Raw genomic sequence first — 17,137 nt, 5'->3', positions numbered from 1 at the left:
GGTCAGGGGGCGGCTTGCGGTTCGGACTCGTTCTCGGTGGCGTGGGCGAGGAAGTCGTCGACCATGCGGTGGAAGAGGGTGGCGAGCTGCCGCAGCTCCTCGGACGACCAGTCCGCCAGGGCCGGCTGCATGCCGCGGGCTCCTGCCTCACGGATCCGCTCGATGGCCTGCCGGCCGGCGTCGGTGAGCTCGATGCGTGGCCGTCGCGTTACGGCCGTTCCTCTGCTCGTCCTCCGCCATGGTGATCGCGCCCTTGTGGTGCGACCTGCCGCAGCAGCGCCACGGCGGCACGGTCGAGCGGGACGCCCGCCAGGGTCATCAGGCGGTCGTGCTGCCGGTGACGGGTGCTCGGGTAGGTGATGCGATTGAGCGCTCGCTCGATCTCGATCACTTCCGGGTTGGCTGCGCGCGCCCTGGCGTCCCACGTCACTGACGCCTGGTGACCGGCGCCAGCCACATGCCGACGATCGCGTCCACCAGGCCGTCGGCGGCGTCGTGCCAACTGGACCGGGGGGTGGGAGCGTTCTCCGCGAGAGCGCGCTCCCGCTCCTCGGCGGTGTGCACGATCAGGTGACGCGCCATGTCGGCACGCTCGGCACGGACCTCGGCGGGCAACTCGGGCAGACAGCGTTCCAGCCCCTCGACGATCTGCCGCAGGGACGGCGAGGTGAGCGACTCCTCGATCACGATCTGCCGCAGCGCGGGGTCCGTCATCACCTGCGCGCAGAACCGCGCGTACCAGGTGGGACTGCCCAGAGCCGCGAGGTGTTCGGGAACGGGGCGCACCAGACAGTCCACCCAGTCGCGTACGTCCGTGGAGTCACCGATGCCGGCCAGCAGCCGGACGCGGATCTCCTCGATGCGCTCGGCGTGCCGGCGGGCGATGGCGCGCACGAGGTCGGTCTTGGTGCCGAAGTGGTATCCCACCGCGGCGTTGTTGCCCTGCCCCGCGGCCTCGCTGACCTGCCGGTTGGACACCGCGTAGACGCCGCGCTCGGCGAACAGCCGCTCGGCCGTGGTCAGGATCAACTCCCGGGTCGCACTGGCCTGTTCCGCCCGTACCGCCCTGCCCGCCATGATCACCACCGCCCCGGGACTTGCGTGCACCCTCCGACAGTCAGTCCCTCAAGCCGCCGTGGGTCCGCCGCGGACGCGGCGGGTTCGAGCCGACGGAAGCCTACGCAATCGCGCACCGCCGACGCGGGGTTGGGCGACCCTACCAGTACAGTACGTCAAGCGACTGAATTAAATTCGGTCGGGTTCCGGTCCGGTCACCCTTCGAAAGGCACTGCCATGCCCGATTCCCCCGCCAGACCCGCCGACGCCGAGAGCTCCGTCCCTTCGCGGCCGAACGCCGTGGTTGCGGTGCTGGCCCTGGCCGGAATCGTCGTCTCGCTGATGCAGACCCTGGTCATCCCGATCGTGCCGATGCTGCCCCAGCTGCTCGACGCGCCCGCGTCCGACACTGCCTGGGCGGTGACCGCCACGCTGCTCGCCGCCGCCGTCGCCACGCCGGTCGTCGGCCGGCTCGGCGACATGGTGGGCAAGCGGCGGATGCTGCTGGCCAGCCTGGTGCTGCTGGTGTCCGGTTCGGTGGTCTGCGCACTCAGCGAGTCCCTGGTCCCGATGATCGCCGGCCGGGCGCTGCAGGGGTTGTCGGCGGCCGTGGTCCCGCTCGGCATCAGCATCATGCGCGACGAGCTGCCCGCCGAACGGCTCGGCTCGGCCACCGCCCTGATGAGCGCCTCCCTCGGCGTCGGCGGTGCGCTCGGTCTGCCCGCCGCCGCGCTGATCGCCGATCACTTCGACTGGCATGTGCTGTTCTGGACCTCCGGCGCCCTCGGCATCGTCGCGCTGCTGCTGGTCCCGATGATCGTGCCCGAGTCGACGGTGCGCACCGGCGGACGCTTCGACTTCCTCGGCGGCCTCGGCATGGCGGCCGGCCTGGTGTCCCTGCTGCTGGCGATCTCCAAGGGCGCCGACTGGGGCTGGACCAGCGGCACGACCCTCGGCCTGTTCGCGGCGGCCGTCGTGGTCCTGCTGGTGTGGGGCCGGTGGGAGCTGCGCACCACCCGGCCTCTGGTGGACCTGCGCACCACCGCCCGCCGTCAGGTGCTGGTCACCAACCTCGCCTCGGTGGCGGTCGGCTTCTCGATGTTCGCCATGTCCCTGGTGCTGCCGCAGCTGCTCCAGCTGCCCGAGCAGACCGGGTACGGTCTCGGCCGGTCGCTGCTGGCCGCGGGCCTGGTCATGGCGCCGTCCGGTCTGGTGATGATGGCGTTCGCCCCGGTCTCCGCCGCCGTCTCCCGGGCCAGGGGCCCGAAGGTGACCCTGATGATCGGTGCCCTGATCGTCGCCGCCGGCTACTCACTGAACATCGTGCTGATGTCCGAGGTGTGGCACCTCGTGCTGGTCTCCTGCGTCATCGGCGCGGGCATCGGCTTCACGTACGGTTCCATGCCCGCGCTGATCATGGGCGCGGTGCCGGCGAGCGAGACGGCCGCGGCGAACAGTCTCAACACGCTGATGCGGTCCATCGGCACGTCGGTCGCCAGCGCCGTCGCCGGCGTGATCCTGGCCCAGATGACCATCAGCGTCGGCGGGTACGCCCTGCCGTCCGAGAACGGCTTCAAGGTGGTCATGGCCATCGGCGCCGGGGCGGCTCTGCTGGCCTTCTCGGTCGCCTCCTTCATCCCGCGGCCGCGCCCCGTCCCGGCGCCTATGACGGCGTCGGCCGCCGCCGAAGCGTCGGTGGGCTGAGCGGGTCGCGGGTCCGGCCGCCCTTCGTGCCGGCCGGGCCCCGCGACCCGCTCAGACGGAGCCGGGCGGGCTTCGTGCGGTTCCGAGGCCGCCGAGCACAGCGGGCCGAGGGGGCCGGGGCCCGCCCCCCCCCGTGCCGGGCGCGGGCTGCGCGTGCGGGTCGCCGACGAGGCTGGGAGCCGCCTCAACTGGCCTGCATCACCGGGCAGGTGGCGGCTTGGGCGCGGAAGCACTGGTGGCCGGCGGTCGTTTCACCCTTGGCTTCGACGCCGGAGCACTGGCGGCGGCGGTCGCCTCATCCTCGGCCGCAGCGCGGCCGGTGCGGCCGGCACGCCTCCGCCTGCCACCAGCCGCCCGCCCCGCTGCTGAGCTGCCGTCGCACGATCACGACCGCGGCGGCCGGGGGCCTGCTCGTGCGCGCGAGCAGTGGTGGCCTCGGTCTCCTCACCCTCACCCGCAGCCCGGGAGCACTGGTGGCCGCGGTCACCTCACCCTCACCCGCAGCCCAGGAGCACTGGTGGCCGACGGTGTCCTCACCCTCAGCTTCGACGCCGGAGCACTGGTGGCCGCGGTCACCTCATCCCCAGCTGTGTCGCCGGAGCAGTGGTGGCCGGCGTCCTCCTCCATGGAGCCGTGCAGCCGTGGCCGGCCGGCCGAGCACGCTCGTGGCAGGCGGATGGCCGGCAGCGATGACGGTCACTCGTCATGCTCGGCCTGCGGCGTCGCGGCGCCGACCGGACCGGGTAGATGTCGAGCCCGGTCGGCGAGGTTGAGCTGCCCCGCGGGCGGTGACCCCGCATCAGGGACGCCCTCGGCGCCGTTCAGGGGAACCTGCCGGGAAACGCGCGTGACGGCGCGAGGGCGCGTTCACAACTGACCCGTGGACCTGCCGCTGATCCCTCCCATGCTCGCCACGCCCGGCACACTGCCGCCCGCCGCGCAGGACGCGCGCTGGGCCTACGAGACCAAGCAGGACGGCCAGCGCGTGGTGGCCTACCTCCCCGGCGACGGAAGCCTGCTGCTGCGTGCCCGCTCAGGCCAGGACGTCACGGCCGCCTATCCCGAACTGCGGCCGCTGGGCACCGCGCTCGGCGCCACGCCGGCGGTGCTGGACGGGGAGGTCCTCGCCCTGGACGAAGAGGGCCGCGCCGACTTCCAGCTGCTGCAGTCCCGCATGGGCCTCGCCCACGCCCCCGGCAGGGCGGCCCGGCGGGCGGCGCAGTCGCCCGTTCACCTCGTGCTGTTCGACGTGATGCACCTCGGCCCACGCTCCCTCCTCCCCCTCCCCTACACACGGCGACGCGGCGAGCTGGAGAGGCTGGGCCTCGACGGGCCGTTCTGGTCGACACCGGCCGCGCTCGTCGGCCACGGCGCACAGGCCCTGCGGGCGACCCGCGAGCACGGTCTGGAAGGCCTGGTGTGCAAGCGGCTGGACTCGGTGTACGAGCCGGGGGTGCGCTCCCGGGCCTGGATCAAGATCCGCAACATGGTCGGCGAGGACGTCATCGTCGGCGGCTGGCTGCCCGGCAAGGGGCGGCTCACGGGCCTGCCCGGTGCCGTGCTGGTCGGTCAGCGTGCCGCGGGGCGGCTGCGCTACGTCGGCGGCGTGGGCACCGGCTGGAGCGAGACCGAGCGCGTCCAGCTCGCCGAGTTGCTGCGGGCCGCCGCGACGGACGTGTGCCCGTTCGACCCCGTGCCGCCGGTTCGGGACGCCCACTGGGTCGTCCCCCGGCTGGTCGGCGAGGTCCGTTACAGCACCCGCACCCGCGACGGGATGCTGCGGCAACCGTCCTGGCTGCGGCTCAGGCCGGACCTCGCGCCCGAGGAGGCGGTGGCCGACCTTCCGGACGACATGGTGTGAAGCGGCATCAGATGCCCGTGGCCTGCGGGTTCTGAGGCCAGCTATGGGGCTGTCCTTCACCACCGGGACGCACGCGACCTCTTGGCGCGGACATGAAAAGCATGGAAGCTGAACTGCCTTACCCCCCACAGGCGTCCGGCTGCGCCCGGACAAGAGGAGGACGCAGTGCCGTCGAGCACGTCCCGAACCCGTCGCAGGAGATGGCTCACCGGCCTTGCCGGTGCGGCCGCCCTCGTCGTCGCCTTCCCCGCCACCGCCTTCGCCGCCCCGCCGCAGGCCCTGCCCGCGAACGCCGACCCGCAGGAGCGGACGTACCAGCCCGCCTACGACTACGACACGGACGGCTGCTACCCCACGCCCGCCATAGGCCCGGACGGCACCATCAACGGCGGCCTCAACCCGACCGGTTCCCTCAGCGGCGGCTGCCGGGACGCCTCGGACCTGGACAACACCAACGGCTACTCGCGCTACAAGTGCAACAACGGCTGGTGCGCCTACATGTACGGCCTGTACTTCGAGAAGGACCAGGCCGTGGCCGGCAGCAGCATCGGCGGGCACCGCCACGACTGGGAGCACGTCGTGGTGTGGGTGCAGAACAACACCGTCCAGTACGTCTCGACCTCCAACCACGGCTCGTACACCGTGCACGCGAGGTCCCAGGTCCGCTTCGACGGCACCCACCCGAAGATCGTCTACCACAAGGACGGCATCAGCACGCACTGTTTCCGGCTGGCCGGCTCGGGTGACGAGCCGCCGGAGAACCACAAGGGCACCTGGCAGTACCCGCCCCTGGTGGGCTGGAACGGCTACCCGGCGGGCCTGCGCGACAAGTTGAGCGCCTACGACTTCGGCAGCGCCAACTTCGGCCTCAAGGACGCCAACTTCGCCTCGAACCTGTCGGCGGCCAAGCCCTCGGGCATCGCGTTCGACCCCGGCGCCTGACCCTGACCACACCGGGAGCCCGAGCAGAGGTACTCGGGCTCCCGGCCCAGGGCTCGGGACCGGTGTGCTTCGGCCCCTCGCCCGATCCGCAGCCACCCGGCCACCGCCTAACGTCCCGTCACATGGACAGCCACGACACGAGCGGGACGCTCGAAGAAGCCCTGGAACGGCTGCACGCCGCGGGACCGGAGCGGCTCGGCCGGCTCACCAACCACGCCCCCATGGTCGTCGAGGCACTCGCCGCGCACGGGCAGGCGGGTTCCGTGCACCGCTGGCTGGACCTCTACCGGGGCAAACTTGAGGACTTCCCCACCCCCGTCGCCCCGGTGACGGACGACAACTGGCGCTCGGCGCTGGGCGATCCGCGCCGCGCCGCGGACTGGATCAGCCATTTCACCCGGGCGCTCGCCGAGCAGCCGTGGCGCACTGTCCTGGCCGTGTGGTGGCCGCGACTGCTGCCCGGCATGTACGGCGGTTCCACGCACCCGGTCATCCGGGTCGGCCATGCCGTACGAGCCCTGGAACACGGCGAGAACACGCCCCGCCTGACCGAACTGGCGCACGGCCTGGGTTACTGGGCGGCCCGGCACCACCCCGTCTCCCACATCACCGCCCTGCCCGCCGCGGCGACCGCCGCCGCGTCCCTGGACACCGTTCCCCCGGTGCCCGAGGCACGGGGTGGTTTCCCGGACCGGCTTGCCGCCGTACGGCGACTGCCGGTCTGGGCGGGCGAGGTGACCGACCCGGACACCGCCCGGGAACGGCTCACCGAACTGGTCCGGGCCGCGACCCACCGCTACGCCACCCACGGCCACGGCCAGGCGACCATGCTCGTGCACGCGGCCACGGCACCCAACGCCGTGCTGCGCACCCTCGGTTCCCTGCCACGCGCACAGTGGGCGCCGAGCCTGCACGCGGCGTGGACGGCGTCGGCGGCGGTCACCGCCATGTACGCCCCCGCGGAGCCGGTCGCCTACGCACCGCCCGCCCGCCTCACAGCAGGGGAGGTCCTCGAACGCGCCCTCGCCCACGGCGACGAGCACGTCATCAAGCTCACCGACACGGCCCTGGACGTGGACGACGACAGGGCGCTCGCCGCGGCCCTGCGCGCGGTGGAACTGAGCGACCCGCTCGGCTGAGGAGCGGCTGAGGAGTGGTCGCGTTGGCCGGGCGGTACGGCACGAGCGCCGCCCGTGAGGCACTATCGTGTCCCCATGTCCGTCCCCGAACTGATCCGTATCGTCTCCCGCGACTCGCCCATGGCGCTCGCCCAAGTGGAGCGTGTCCGGGCCGAGTTGGCCGCCCTCCATCCCGGTGTGCGCACCGAGGTCGTGCCGGTGAAGACGACCGGTGACAAATGGATGGGCGACCTGTCCAAGGTCGAGGGCAAGGGCGCGTTCACCAAGGAGGTCGACGCCGCGCTGCTGGCGGGTGAGGCCGATCTCGCGGTGCACTGCGTCAAGGACGTGCCCGCCGACCGTCCGCTCCCGGCGGGCACGGTGTTCGCCGCGTTCCTCAAGCGGGACGACATCCGCGACGCGCTCGTCCATCCGGGTGGCCTCACCCTCGACGAGCTCCCGGCCGGGACCCGGATCGGCACCTCCTCGGTGCGCCGCGTCGCCCAGCTCGCCGCCACGCACCCGCACCTCGACTGCGTGCCCTTCCGCGGCAACGCCAACCGGCGTCTGGAGAAGCTGGCCGCCGGCGAGGCCGACGCGCTGCTGCTCGCCGTGTCGGGCCTGGAGCGCATCGGCCGCCAGGACGTCATCAGCGAGGTCCTCTCCCCCGAGACGATGATGCCTCCGATCGGCGCGGGCATCCTGGCCCTGCAGTGCCGGGAGGACGACGCCGAGCTGATCGACGCGGTCAGCGGCCTCGGCGACCCGGACACGCACCGGGAGGCCACCGCGGAGCGCATGTTCCTGCACGTCCTGCAGGGGCACTGCAACAGCCCGATCGCCGGGTACGCGCGCGTGGACCGCAGCGGGGAGCTGTCCCTGCGGGCCTGTGTGTTCACTCCGGACGGCAAGACCCGGCTGAACGCCCACGAGTGGGCGGGCCGGCTCGACCCGGCCACCCTCGGTACGTCGGTCGCCGTCGCGCTGCTGCGTCAGGGCGCCCGCGAGATCATCGACGGCATCCCGCACTGACGTCCGATCAGGCAGTTCCCTCTTCGGCCTGACCCCGCAGGAAGACGCTCACCTGGTGCGCCAGGCTCTCCCGCCCGGCGCCCGGCTGGGCTCCGGCGGCCCCCTCGTGCGCGCCGATGCCGCCCGTCCACAGCCGGCGGTCGGTCCACTCCTCGTCGACCCGCAGCTGGACCTGGATGTCCACCTGGCTCAGGGACGCCTCCGGGCCGGCCGCGTACAGCACGGCCGTGGCCCGGCGCAGCGGATAGACGTCGAAGCCCTCGATGAACTGGGAGTTGCGCCAGTCGATGAAGGCGCTCTCCCCGTCGGGGCCGATCCGCACGTCGAGCTGGCCGTCCTCCAGATGGATGCCGTAGTGCCGGCTGCCGCGGTTCTCGACGGTCACACGGAGCCGGAAGTACGTCTGCCCGTCGGCGGCGTCGTCACGTCCCCGCGGCGGCTCCGCGAGTTCCAGGCGATGGACGCGGACGCGCAGACCGGCATGCTCGTCGTACTCTTGCCAGTCCCCGACCACGTTCGGCTCGTACACAGTGCACCTCTCGACCTCTGGAAGCTGCTTCCTATCTGTGTGCTCGATGCACTGTCAAATGAGCAGAATGCGCTGTGGCCAGGCAGTTCACCCCTTTTGATCGGCGATCAAGCCGTGCGCAGGAAGAATCCGCCGAGCGCTCGTGAAAGCGCTTGCCCTGGAGTGCCGTACATCACGTTCTGCGCCAAGATCAGCGAGCCAGCCGGCCCAGGAGGGACGAGGCCGCGGCGATGCCGAGCGCAGCGGCCACGGCGAGCACCGCGAAGTCGGCCGCCAGATGGTGGTGCGTGCCGACCAGGAGCCCGCGCAGGGCGTCCACCTCGTAGCCGAGCGGGTTGAACGAGGTGATCGCCTGCAGCCAGCCGGGCATCACGGACACGGGGTACAGGGCGTTGGAGCCGAAGAACAACGGCATGGTGATCGCCTGTCCGATGCCCATCAGGCGGTCACGGCTGAGCACGATGCCGGCGATGGTCATCGACAGGCAGGAGAAGAAGGCGGAGCCCAGGACGACGATCACCGCGACGCCGAGCAGCTTCAGCGGGTTCCAGGTCAGGGCCACGCCCAGCACCGCGGCGATGAGGATCACGACGACGGCCTGGACCAGCGACTTCACCCCGGCCGCGAAGGCCTTGCCGGTGATCAGGGCCGGGCGCGGGGTCGGCGTGACGAGGAGCTTGTTGAGGATCCCCGCGTCGCGTTCCCAGATGATCTGGATGCCGTAGAAGATGGCGATGAACATCGCGGACTGGGCGATGATGCCGGGTGCCAGATAGTCGATGTAGGGGATGCCGCCGGTGGGGATCGCCCTGATGTGTGTGAAGGTCTGACCGAAGATCAGCAGCCACAGGGCCGGCTGGACAGCCCGTGTGTACAGCTCGGTGCGGTCGTGGCGCAGCTTCTGCAGTTCCACCGCGCACATCGCGCCGACGCGGGCGGGCAGCAGCAGCCGGCCCGCCCGGGGCTCGGGCGGCCGCAGCAGCAGGCCGATGCCGTCGGTGGGGGCGCGGTCAGCCGACACGGTTCGCGGTACGGCGGGTGCTTCGGACATCGCGGAAATCTCCTGACTCGTCGAGACCGCTGCCCGCCACGTCCCGGAAGACGTCCTCCAGCGTCGGCAGCGTGTCCGTGGTCTCACCGGCGGCGCGCCTGCGCGCGCCGAGCCCCTCGCGGAGCTGGGCGGGAGTACCGAGGGCGCGGATCCGGCCGCGGTGCATGAGGCCGACCCGGTCGCAGTACTGGTCGGCCTCGTCCATGTAGTGGGTGGTCACCAGGACCGTCATGCCGGTGGCCTCCCGGACGGCGCTGATGTGCTCCCACACGCCGGTGCGGGCGATCGGGTCGAGGCCGATCGTCGGCTCGTCGAGGATCAGCAGGCGGGGCGCGCTGACCAGGGCCTGGGCCAGTTCCAGTCGGCGGATCATGCCGCCGGAGTAGGTGCCGGCGAGCCGTTCGGCGGCGTCGGCGAGGTCGACGGCGGCCAGGGCCTGCCGGACGCGTTCGGCGCGTTCACGGCGGGGCACGTCGAAGACGCGGGCGAACAGGGCGACGTTCTCCCGGCCGGTGAGACCGGCGTCGGCGGACAGTTGCTGCGGCACATAGCCCAGCAGCCGCCGTACGGCCATCCGGTCCCTCGCGGCGTCGTGGCCGAAGACCCGGACCATGCCGGCGGGGACCGGCAGAAGCGTGGTGACACAGCGGATCGCCGTGGTCTTTCCGGCACCGTTCGGGCCGAGCAGCCCGAAGACCTCGCCCTTGGTCACCGTCAGGTCGAGCCCGTCGACCGCGTTGGTCCCGCCGAAGGCGTAGGCGAGCCCGGTGCAGGTGACGGCCTCGTCGGGTCCGGCAGCGTGACGTGTCATGCGTCCTCGGCCTCCTCGTGCAGGGTGACGGCCAGTTGGCGCAGGGCGGGAACCGCGACGCGCAGCGCCTCGCGGTCCGCGTCGTCGAGACGGGCCACCTGGCGACGTACGAGATCGGCGCGGCGTCCGCGCCACTCACGCAGCCGTGTCTCCGCCGCCGGGGTGGGCCGCAGCCGTGCGGCCCGACGGTCGGCCGGGTCCGTCTCGCGAACCAGGTACCCGGCCCGCACCAACTGGTTGACCAGCGTCGACACCGAGTTGCCGGCCAGGTACAGCTCCTTGGCGGCATCCGAGATGCCGATGCCGGGCCGCTCCATGACCAGGCGCAGCAACTCCACCTCGGCACCCCGCAGCGGCGGGTCGGGCAGCTCCCGGCGCAGCCGGCGCCGGATCAGCCGCTGGAGCCCGACGAGCGCGTCGGCCAGTTCCTCGGGGAAGGTCTCGGGTTCCACGCGGCCGAGATTAGCTCTGTAGCAGAGCTAACCGACCCACGGAACGGCAAGGAACAGTCAAGAGTGCACAAGCGGCACGCCGGGCCGATCCGGGCGTCCACAGAATTCAACGCAGCGAATTCCGTCGATTTCGGAACGTGAGTCCGAACGAGAATTACCGTACCGCCGGTCGACAATACAGAATCGCCCGGTCGCAGGGCGTCACCGTATTCCTGGAACTGTTTCGGAATCGTCGCCGCCGGGAATCCGCTTTTCAGTGCTTCGGACAGGAGGCACGTCCGTGGGAGCCGGCCTGCCGGACCCCGGGTGTTCTCCGTGACGTCCGAGCCACGCCTCCCATGGTGTCTGTCCACCAGCACTCCTGCCGAGGGAGGTGCGCACCATGCGTGTCGCGACCAGAACGAAGCCGCACCCTCACGACGACGCCCCCGACACGGCCGAGGCCTTCGAGCGGCTCGCGGGACTGCCTGAGGGCCCGGAACGCAAGGCGCTGCGCGACGAGCTGATCCAGGCCTGGCTCCCCATGGCCGAGCGGATCGCCGTCCGCTTCCGTGGACGCGGCGAGACCCTTGAGGACCTGTACCAGGTGGCCGCCCTCGGACTCGTCAAGGCCGTCGACCACTACGACCCGGCACGCGGGTATGCCTTCGAGGCGTACGCGGTACCGACCGTCACCGGCGAGATCAAACGGCACTTCCGCGACCACATGTGGAGCCTGCACGTGCCGCGCCGGATCCAGGACCTGCGCAATCGCGTACGGCGCGCCGCGAAGGAGCTGGCCCAGACGACACCGGGTCGCACCCCGACCATCGGGGAGATCGCCGAGTACACGCATCTGACCACGAGTGAGGTACGCACCGGTATGGAGGCCCTGGAGTGCTTCTCCGCGTTGTCGCTGGAGGCGGAGATGCCGGGCACCGACGGCTACGCGCTGGGGGACGCGCTCGGCGGGCCCGACCCGGGCTATGACACCGTCGTCGACCGGGTGGCGGTGACCCCCTGTCTGCAGGCGCTCCCCGAGCGCGAGCGGACCATCCTCTATCTGCGTTTCTTCGGAGGCATGACACAGAGCCGGATCGCGCAGCAGCTCGGCATCTCCCAGATGCACGTCTCACGCCTGCTCAGCGGCTGCTTCGCCCAGCTCCGCGAGGAGATCCTCACCGAGACGCGCTGAGCCGGAGCCCCGCGCCCGGCGCCGCCGGTGCGCATTCGGCGTCGGCGCGGATTCAGCGCTCCGGCGGCGCGCCGGGAATCTGAGTGGGCCCGTGGCGGTCCAGGGCGTCCTCCAGCTCGGCCCGAATTTCCCGGGGCATTTCCCCGGTGCGCCCCCAGATCAGTATCAGTTCCGCTACATTCCGCAGCTTGATATTCGTGTGCTGGGATACTTCCTTCAGTACGGCCCAGCCCTGATCCGGCGTCACCCGCCCGAGCGCGACGATCATGCCGATCGCCTGGTCGACGACGGCATGCGAGACGACCGCCTCCTTCAGCTGCCGGATCTGTTCCTGCAGCTCGAAGATCTGCTCCGAGTCCCCGTCCGTGGGCATGGTCACCTCCGGGTCCGGCGCGTGCCCTGTGCCTTGCGGTACTGCTCGACGCATCCATCGTCGCTGTCCGCCCCACCCCTTGCCACTGGGCCGTCCGGGGGCGTGTCCGCCACCGTTTCGGCGGCGCCGCCGGGGTACTCGACAGGCGCCCGGAGCGGTTCCGGTTGGACACTGGTGGGAGACCGGTGGCCGCCGGTGGACGAGATCAGGATGCTACTGCCATGAACGACGACATGACCTCCACCACCGGCGTGAAGAAGGTCCTTTCCACGCACTCGGTTTTCGGGGCCCCCTGCTGGGTCAGTCTGACCAGCCGTGATCTGAAGGCGACCGAGGAGTTCTACTCGGCCGTGCTGGGCTGGCAGTGGCGGCCGACCAGGCTCGGGGACCGGTTCCGCATCGCCCTGGCGGACGGCGCGCCGGTCGCCGGGATCGCGGGCGTCGCCGCCATGTGGCAGATGGCGGTGGCCTGGACGCCGTACTTCGCCGTGCCCAGCGCGGACGAGGCCGCCAGCCGGGTCCAGGAGCGCGGCGGGACCACGGCGGTCGGCCCGATCTCCATCCCGCCGGGGCGGGCGGCGCTGCTCGCCGACCGGGACGGGGCGACCTTCGGGGTGTGGGAAGGGGAACTGTTCACCGACTGGGAGACCTGGCGGCACGCGCAGCCGGCCTTCATAAGGCTCCACACGCGGGACGCCTTCGACGCCGCCATCTTCTACGGCGAGGTCCTTGAGTGGGCGACGGAGCGGCCCGGCTGCTGTGAGGTGCACTACGAGGGCGGCGAGGTCGTGCTGCGCAGCCAGGGGGACGTGGTGGCGCGGATCGAGTCGGGGGCTCTGGGTGCGGCACCCGACCCGACGATCCGGCCGCACTGGCAGGTCCACTTCTCGGTCGACGACGTGTCGGCCTGCGCGCGGGCCGCGGAGCTGCACGGCGGCAGCGTCCTGTCCATGGACAGCGACGAGGCCGTGCTCCGGGACGCCGACGGCGCGCAGTTCACGGTCACCGCGCGCCGCGAACGCTGACCACCTCACCGGGCGGTGCGGGACGGCCGTGACAGCAGCACCAGGCTGCGCGCCTCGACGGTCAGCGCCGTGCCCGCCTTGTGCTCCGCCTCGTCGGGGACGCCCTCCGGGTCGGCGGTGTCGATCAGCGTCGTCCAGTGTTCACCGTAGGTGGCCTTCGGCAGCCGGAACTCCGTCGGCTCCCAGTGGCTGTTCAGCAGCAGCAGGAAGGAGTCGTCGACCACGGCCCGGCCGCGCGGGTCGGGTTCGGCGATGGCGTCGCCGTTGAGGAAGACGCCGACGGCGTGGGCGTCGGAGCGCTGCCAGTCGTCGTCGGTCATCTCCTGCGCGTCCGGCAGCAGCCACACGAGGTCGGGCAGCGGCTGGCCCGCGTGGGTGACCGTCTCGCCGCGGAAGAAGCGGCGCCGGCGCAGCACGGGGTGGGCGGCGCGCAACGCGATGACGTACCGGGCGAAGGCCAGCAGGTTCTGCTGCTCCCCGGTCAGCCGCCAGTCGATCCAGGAGATGTCGTTGTCCTGGCAGTAGGCGTTGTTGTTGCCCCGCTGGGTACGGCCCAGTTCGTCGCCGTGGCAGAGCATCGGGATGCCCTGCGAGAGCATGAGGGTGGCCAGGAAGTTGCGCTGCTGGCGGGCCCGCAGCTCACGGACGGCCGGGTTCTTGGTCTCGCCCTCGGCCCCGCAGTTCCAGGAGCGGTTGTTGCTCTCGCCGTCCTGGTTGTCCTCGCCGTTGGCCTCGTTGTGCTTGTCGTTGTACGACACGAGGTCGCGCAGGGTGAAGCCGTCGTGTGCGGTGACGAAGTTGACGCTGGCGCGCGGGCGGCGCCGGCTGTGCTGGTACAGGTCGGAGGACCCGGTGAGCCGGGAGGCGAACTCACCGAGGGTGTGCTCCTCGCCGCGCCAGAAGTCCCGTACGGCGTCACGGTACTTGCCGTTCCACTCCGACCACAGCGGCGGGAAGTTGCCCACCTGGTAGCCGCCCTCGCCCACGTCCCACGGCTCGGCGATCAGCTTCACCCGGCTGATCACCGGGTCCTGCTGGATCAGGTCGAAGAACGCCGAGAGCCGGTCCACCTCGTGGAACTGCCGGGCCAGGGTGGCCGCGAGGTCGAAGCGGAAGCCGTCGACGTGCATCTCGGTGACCCAGTACCGCAGCGAGTCCATGATCAGCTGCAGTACGTAGGGGTGGCGCATCAGGAGGCTGTTGCCGGTGCCGGTGGTGTCGTAGTAGTGCTCCCAGTCGCCGTCCACCAGGCGGTAGTACGAGGCGTTGTCGATGCCGCGGAAGGAGAGGGTGGGGCCCTTCTCGTTGCCCTCGGCGGTGTGGTTGTAGACGACGTCGAGGATCACCTCCAGCCCGGCCTCGTGCAGCGTCTTCACCATGGACTTGAACTCGCTGACCTGCTGCCCGCGGGTGCCGTGGGCCGCGTAGCCGTTGTGGGGTGCGAAGAAGCCGATGGTGTTGTAGCCCCAGTAGTTGGACAGGCCGCGGTCCTGCAGCACCCCGTCGTGGACGAACTGGTGCACCGGCATCAGCTCCACGGCGGTCACGCCCAGCGAGGTGAGGTGCTCGACGACCGCCGGGTGGGCGAGGCCCGAGTAGGTGCCGCGGAGTTCGGCGGGGACGTCGGGGTGGGTGCGGGTCAGTCCCCGTACGTGGGCCTCGTAGATCACCGTGTCGGCGTACGGCCGGCGCGGCGGGCGGTCGTCGCCCCAGTCGAAGAACGGGTCGGTGACCACGCCCAGCATGGTGTGTCCGGCGCTGTCGGCCGGGTCGGGCCGGCCCGGAGTGCGCTCGAAGAGGGAGGGGTGGTTGTCGACGTGCCCGTCCACCGCGCGGGTGTACGGGTCGAGGAGCAGCTTCGCCGGATTGCACCGGTGGCCGCCGGCCGGGTCCCACGGACCGTGCACGCGGTAGCCGTAGCGCTGCCCCGGTCCGACGCCGGGCAGGTAGCAGTGCCACACGAAACCGTCGACCTCGGTCAGCGGAACGCGGTCATGGTGGCCGTCCTCGTCGACGAGGACGAGGTCGACCCGTTCGGCGACCTCGCTGAACAGCGCGAAGTTCGTGCCCTGTCCGTCATGGGCGGCCCCCAGGGGGTAGGGGTGCCCGCTCCAGACGGGCACCCCCTTCCGGCCGGACGGCGCGGCGGTCACCGGGCCTCCTCCAGGATCTCGTCGGCATCCACCGGGCCGGCCCGGCCGGTGACGGGTACCGCGCGGGGCACCTGGAGCGCCTCCCGGTCCTCCGGCGCGGGCGCGATCGGCACCAGCGGGGCGCGTTCGCCGGCGCGGGCGCGCTGCGAGAACCAGATGACCTTGCTGCCGGTCTCGGTGGCGCAGCAGCCCCAGCCGTCACTCGTCGCGGCGAGGTGCTGCAGACAGCTGCGCAGGTCCTGGTCCGGGCGGAGTGCGTGGTCGTTGCCGCCGACGGCCGTGATGAGGTGCTGACCGTTCCACCACATCTCGATCGAGGTGTTCTTGTCGGTGGCGTGCTCGTCGATCGCCCGCAGCAGCATCTCGGCGCCGCGGCAGACGGGCTCGACGAGGATCTCCAGGTCCCAGAACCTCAGGTGAGCGGCCAGGATGCGCCTGACCTGTCCGACCCGTTCCGGGCTGACTTCCACGTCGAGGTGGTAGTAGCAGGGCACTGCGGTCTTCATCGTCGTGGCTCCTCACCGCGAAGCTCTCGCTTCTCCTCGGCCTTGGCAGGCCCGTCCCCGAACACGAAGCGTGAGCTTGTATCGCTTCTGAGTCACTCCAGAGTGAGAGCGCTCACCCGTTCGTGCAACACGAGCGACCCGTCGAAATGGTTGAAGCTCTAACAAGACGCTGAGTCGCCGCGCGTGCACCATGTGTGAAGAACTCGATCGCCGTAACGGCGAGTCCCGGAAGGTGAACGGCACGATGCTGCTACCCGCCAAAGCCGAAGTCGCCCGGCAGTTGCGGCGTTACCGGGCCTGGGAACGCATGATGCTCGCCACCCCCACCGATCGTGCGGTGCGGGCCACCTTCGAGGACTCGGGCTACACCCTCTGCGTGCTGATGGGAAAGCGCTGCGCGCGGGAGGCCGCGGACGCCGCCGAACGGTATCTGCGGACGAGTCTCGTCACCTATTTGCAGGAGCAGAACGAGCGGCCCCGTAAGGGAGGCGCGGCCAGGCGAGGCCCGCCGAGCCCGGACCGACGTCCCCCGGCGGGGAGGCAGAGCCCCTCCGGCGCAGCTTGACCCACTTGGCCGGGCCCCGCGCCCGGCATCGAGCACGGCGGAGGTGAGAACTCATGGGTACGAATCCGGCGGTGGGCCGCATCCCGGTACGGGATGTACGCCCGGTCGTGGAGTGCGGCAGGCGCCCGGCCAAGGCGGTCGCGGGAGAGACGTTCGAGGTCACCGCGACCGTCTTCCGCGAAGGCCATGACGCGGTCGCCGCCAACGTCGTGCTGAAGGATCCGGAGGGCCGCCCCGGACCGTGGACGCCGATGCGGGAACTGGCCCCCGGCTCGGACCGCTGGGGCGCCGAGGTCACCCCGGACTCCGAGGGCCGCTGGACGTACCGCGTGGAGGCCTGGAGCGACCCGGTCACCACCTGGCGACAGCACGCCCGGATCAAGATCCCGGCCGGCCTCGACACCGGTCTGGTCCTGGAGGAGGGCGCCGCGCTGTACCAGCGGGCTGCGGCAGGCGTACCGAAGGAGGCGGGGCGGGACGTACTGCTGACGGCCGCCGAGGCGCTGCGGGACGACACACAGCCACCCGCCGCCCGTCTGGCGGCGGCGCTGACGCCGGAGGTCGACGCGGTGCTGGCCCGGCATCCGCTGCGAGAGCTGGTCACCACGTCGTCGCCGCTGCCGTTGCTGGTGGAGCGGGAGCGGGCGCTGTTCGGGTCCTGGTACGAGTTCTTCCCCCGCTCCGAGGGCACTCCCGAGCAGCCGCACGGCACCTTCCGCACCGCCGCCCGCCGGCTGCCCGCGATCGCCGCGATGGGCTTCGACGTCGTCTACCTGCCCCCCATC

At 71.5% G+C, this 17,137-nt stretch carries 17 protein-coding genes and 1 pseudogene; 9 read left to right on the top strand and 9 right to left on the bottom strand.

Annotated features, from left to right (window positions below):
* Window positions 1-2: 2 nt before the first annotated feature.
* Window positions 3-430: pseudogene (locus tag NW895_RS40265) on the bottom strand (MarR family transcriptional regulator).
* Entirely contained in the window at window positions 427-1,077 is a 651-nt protein-coding gene (locus NW895_RS40260; protein ID WP_289942184.1) for a TetR/AcrR family transcriptional regulator, read from the bottom strand. Before NW895_RS40260 ends, NW895_RS40265 begins: the two are co-directional and overlap by 4 nt.
* A 216-nt stretch (window positions 1,078-1,293) precedes the next feature.
* On the opposite strand from NW895_RS40260, the gene NW895_RS40255 reads away from it, so the two are divergent.
* From NW895_RS40255 to hemC, 5 genes are all read left to right on the top strand, one after another.
* Window positions 1,294-2,760 carry an MFS transporter gene (locus NW895_RS40255; protein WP_289942156.1) on the top strand — a complete coding sequence of 489 codons (1,467 nt, stop codon included), beginning with the start codon at window positions 1,294-1,296 and terminating at the stop codon, window positions 2,758-2,760.
* Between the two features lie 880 nt (window positions 2,761-3,640).
* Window positions 3,641-4,621, top strand: a complete 981-nt coding sequence (locus NW895_RS40250) for an ATP-dependent DNA ligase (RefSeq protein ID WP_289942155.1) — start codon at window positions 3,641-3,643, stop codon at window positions 4,619-4,621.
* A gap of 165 nt (window positions 4,622-4,786) precedes the next feature.
* Complete coding sequence (locus tag NW895_RS40245; RefSeq protein ID WP_289942154.1) at window positions 4,787-5,563, top strand: NPP1 family protein; 777 nt, start codon at window positions 4,787-4,789, stop codon at window positions 5,561-5,563.
* Window positions 5,564-5,685: 122 nt separating this feature from the next.
* Complete coding sequence (locus NW895_RS40240) at window positions 5,686-6,702, top strand: questin oxidase family protein (RefSeq protein ID WP_289942153.1); 1,017 nt, start codon at window positions 5,686-5,688, stop codon at window positions 6,700-6,702.
* A 75-nt stretch (window positions 6,703-6,777) separates the two neighbouring features.
* The gene (hemC, locus tag NW895_RS40235) at window positions 6,778-7,713 is read left to right on the top strand and encodes a hydroxymethylbilane synthase (RefSeq protein ID WP_289942152.1); all 936 of its coding nucleotides are present in this window, start codon (window positions 6,778-6,780) and stop codon (window positions 7,711-7,713) included.
* 7 nt (window positions 7,714-7,720) lie between these two features.
* Here hemC and NW895_RS40230 read toward each other — a convergent pair whose 3' ends face one another.
* From NW895_RS40230 to NW895_RS40215, 4 genes are all read right to left on the bottom strand, one after another.
* Entirely contained in the window at window positions 7,721-8,242 is a 522-nt protein-coding gene (locus NW895_RS40230; RefSeq protein WP_289942151.1) for a hypothetical protein, read from the bottom strand.
* Window positions 8,243-8,432: 190 nt separating this feature from the next.
* On the bottom strand, window positions 8,433-9,293 hold the full coding sequence (locus tag NW895_RS40225; protein WP_289942150.1) for an ABC transporter permease: 861 nt from the start codon (window positions 9,291-9,293) through the stop codon (window positions 8,433-8,435).
* Window positions 9,253-10,104 carry an ATP-binding cassette domain-containing protein gene (locus NW895_RS40220; RefSeq protein WP_289942149.1) on the bottom strand — a complete coding sequence of 284 codons (852 nt, stop codon included), beginning with the start codon at window positions 10,102-10,104 and terminating at the stop codon, window positions 9,253-9,255. Before NW895_RS40220 ends, NW895_RS40225 begins: the two co-directional genes overlap by 41 nt.
* Window positions 10,101-10,556: a MarR family winged helix-turn-helix transcriptional regulator gene (locus NW895_RS40215; RefSeq protein ID WP_289942148.1), complete on the bottom strand. Its 456-nt coding sequence runs from the start codon at window positions 10,554-10,556 to the stop codon at window positions 10,101-10,103. The genes NW895_RS40220 and NW895_RS40215 overlap by 4 nt, the downstream gene beginning before the upstream one ends.
* 382 nt (window positions 10,557-10,938) lie before the next feature.
* Here NW895_RS40215 and NW895_RS40210 point away from each other — a divergent pair, with 382 nt between their 5' ends.
* Complete coding sequence (locus NW895_RS40210) at window positions 10,939-11,730, top strand: RNA polymerase sigma factor SigF (RefSeq protein ID WP_289942147.1); 792 nt, start codon at window positions 10,939-10,941, stop codon at window positions 11,728-11,730.
* A gap of 52 nt (window positions 11,731-11,782) precedes the next feature.
* Here NW895_RS40210 and NW895_RS40205 read toward each other — a convergent pair whose 3' ends face one another.
* On the bottom strand, window positions 11,783-12,103 hold the full coding sequence (locus NW895_RS40205; RefSeq protein ID WP_289942145.1) for an ANTAR domain-containing protein: 321 nt from the start codon (window positions 12,101-12,103) through the stop codon (window positions 11,783-11,785).
* 221 nt (window positions 12,104-12,324) lie between these two features.
* Between NW895_RS40205 and NW895_RS40200 the strand changes: the two genes are divergently transcribed.
* Window positions 12,325-13,128: a VOC family protein gene (locus NW895_RS40200; RefSeq protein ID WP_289942144.1), complete on the top strand. Its 804-nt coding sequence runs from the start codon at window positions 12,325-12,327 to the stop codon at window positions 13,126-13,128.
* A 5-nt stretch (window positions 13,129-13,133) separates the two neighbouring features.
* On the opposite strand, the gene glgX is transcribed toward NW895_RS40200, so the two are convergent.
* Window positions 13,134-15,281: a glycogen debranching protein GlgX gene (gene glgX / locus NW895_RS40195; protein WP_289942143.1), complete on the bottom strand. Its 2,148-nt coding sequence runs from the start codon at window positions 15,279-15,281 to the stop codon at window positions 13,134-13,136.
* Entirely contained in the window at window positions 15,278-15,787 is a 510-nt protein-coding gene (locus tag NW895_RS40190) for a pep a2 (protein ID WP_289942142.1), read from the bottom strand. Before NW895_RS40190 ends, glgX begins: the two co-directional genes overlap by 4 nt.
* 244 nt (window positions 15,788-16,031) lie before the next feature.
* Here NW895_RS40190 and NW895_RS40185 point away from each other — a divergent pair, with 244 nt between their 5' ends.
* Window positions 16,032-16,352, top strand: coding sequence for a DUF5133 domain-containing protein (locus NW895_RS40185; protein WP_289942141.1), 321 nt, complete (start codon window positions 16,032-16,034; stop codon window positions 16,350-16,352).
* Between the two features lie 53 nt (window positions 16,353-16,405).
* A partial coding sequence (locus tag NW895_RS40180; RefSeq protein ID WP_289942140.1) for a maltotransferase domain-containing protein occupies window positions 16,406-17,137 on the top strand: 732 nt, incomplete at its 3' end.

The organism is Streptomyces sp. S.PNR 29, from assembly GCF_030386795.1.
GTDB lineage: Bacteria > Actinomycetota > Actinomycetes > Streptomycetales > Streptomycetaceae > Streptomyces.
Note: the sequence above shows the minus strand (reverse complement) of the source record. Positions and strands in the feature narration are given on the sequence as shown.

Excerpts from the sequence above, each read along its gene's own strand:
- NW895_RS40260 (WP_289942184.1), bottom strand. The coding sequence starts at position 1,077 with ATGGCGGGCAGGGCGGTACGGGCGGAACAGGCCAGTGCGACCCGGGAG.
- NW895_RS40255 (WP_289942156.1), top strand. The coding sequence starts at position 1,294 with ATGCCCGATTCCCCCGCCAGACCCGCCGACGCCGAGAGCTCCGTCCCT.
- NW895_RS40240 (WP_289942153.1), top strand. The coding sequence starts at position 5,686 with ATGGACAGCCACGACACGAGCGGGACGCTCGAAGAAGCCCTGGAACGG.
- hemC (WP_289942152.1), top strand. The coding sequence starts at position 6,778 with ATGTCCGTCCCCGAACTGATCCGTATCGTCTCCCGCGACTCGCCCATG.
- NW895_RS40225 (WP_289942150.1), bottom strand. The coding sequence starts at position 9,293 with ATGTCCGAAGCACCCGCCGTACCGCGAACCGTGTCGGCTGACCGCGCC.
- NW895_RS40220 (WP_289942149.1), bottom strand. The coding sequence starts at position 10,104 with ATGACACGTCACGCTGCCGGACCCGACGAGGCCGTCACCTGCACCGGG.
- NW895_RS40210 (WP_289942147.1), top strand. The coding sequence starts at position 10,939 with ATGCGTGTCGCGACCAGAACGAAGCCGCACCCTCACGACGACGCCCCC.
- NW895_RS40205 (WP_289942145.1), bottom strand. The coding sequence starts at position 12,103 with ATGCCCACGGACGGGGACTCGGAGCAGATCTTCGAGCTGCAGGAACAG.
- NW895_RS40200 (WP_289942144.1), top strand. The coding sequence starts at position 12,325 with ATGAACGACGACATGACCTCCACCACCGGCGTGAAGAAGGTCCTTTCC.
- NW895_RS40190 (WP_289942142.1), bottom strand. The coding sequence starts at position 15,787 with ATGAAGACCGCAGTGCCCTGCTACTACCACCTCGACGTGGAAGTCAGC.
- NW895_RS40185 (WP_289942141.1), top strand. The coding sequence starts at position 16,032 with ATGCTGCTACCCGCCAAAGCCGAAGTCGCCCGGCAGTTGCGGCGTTAC.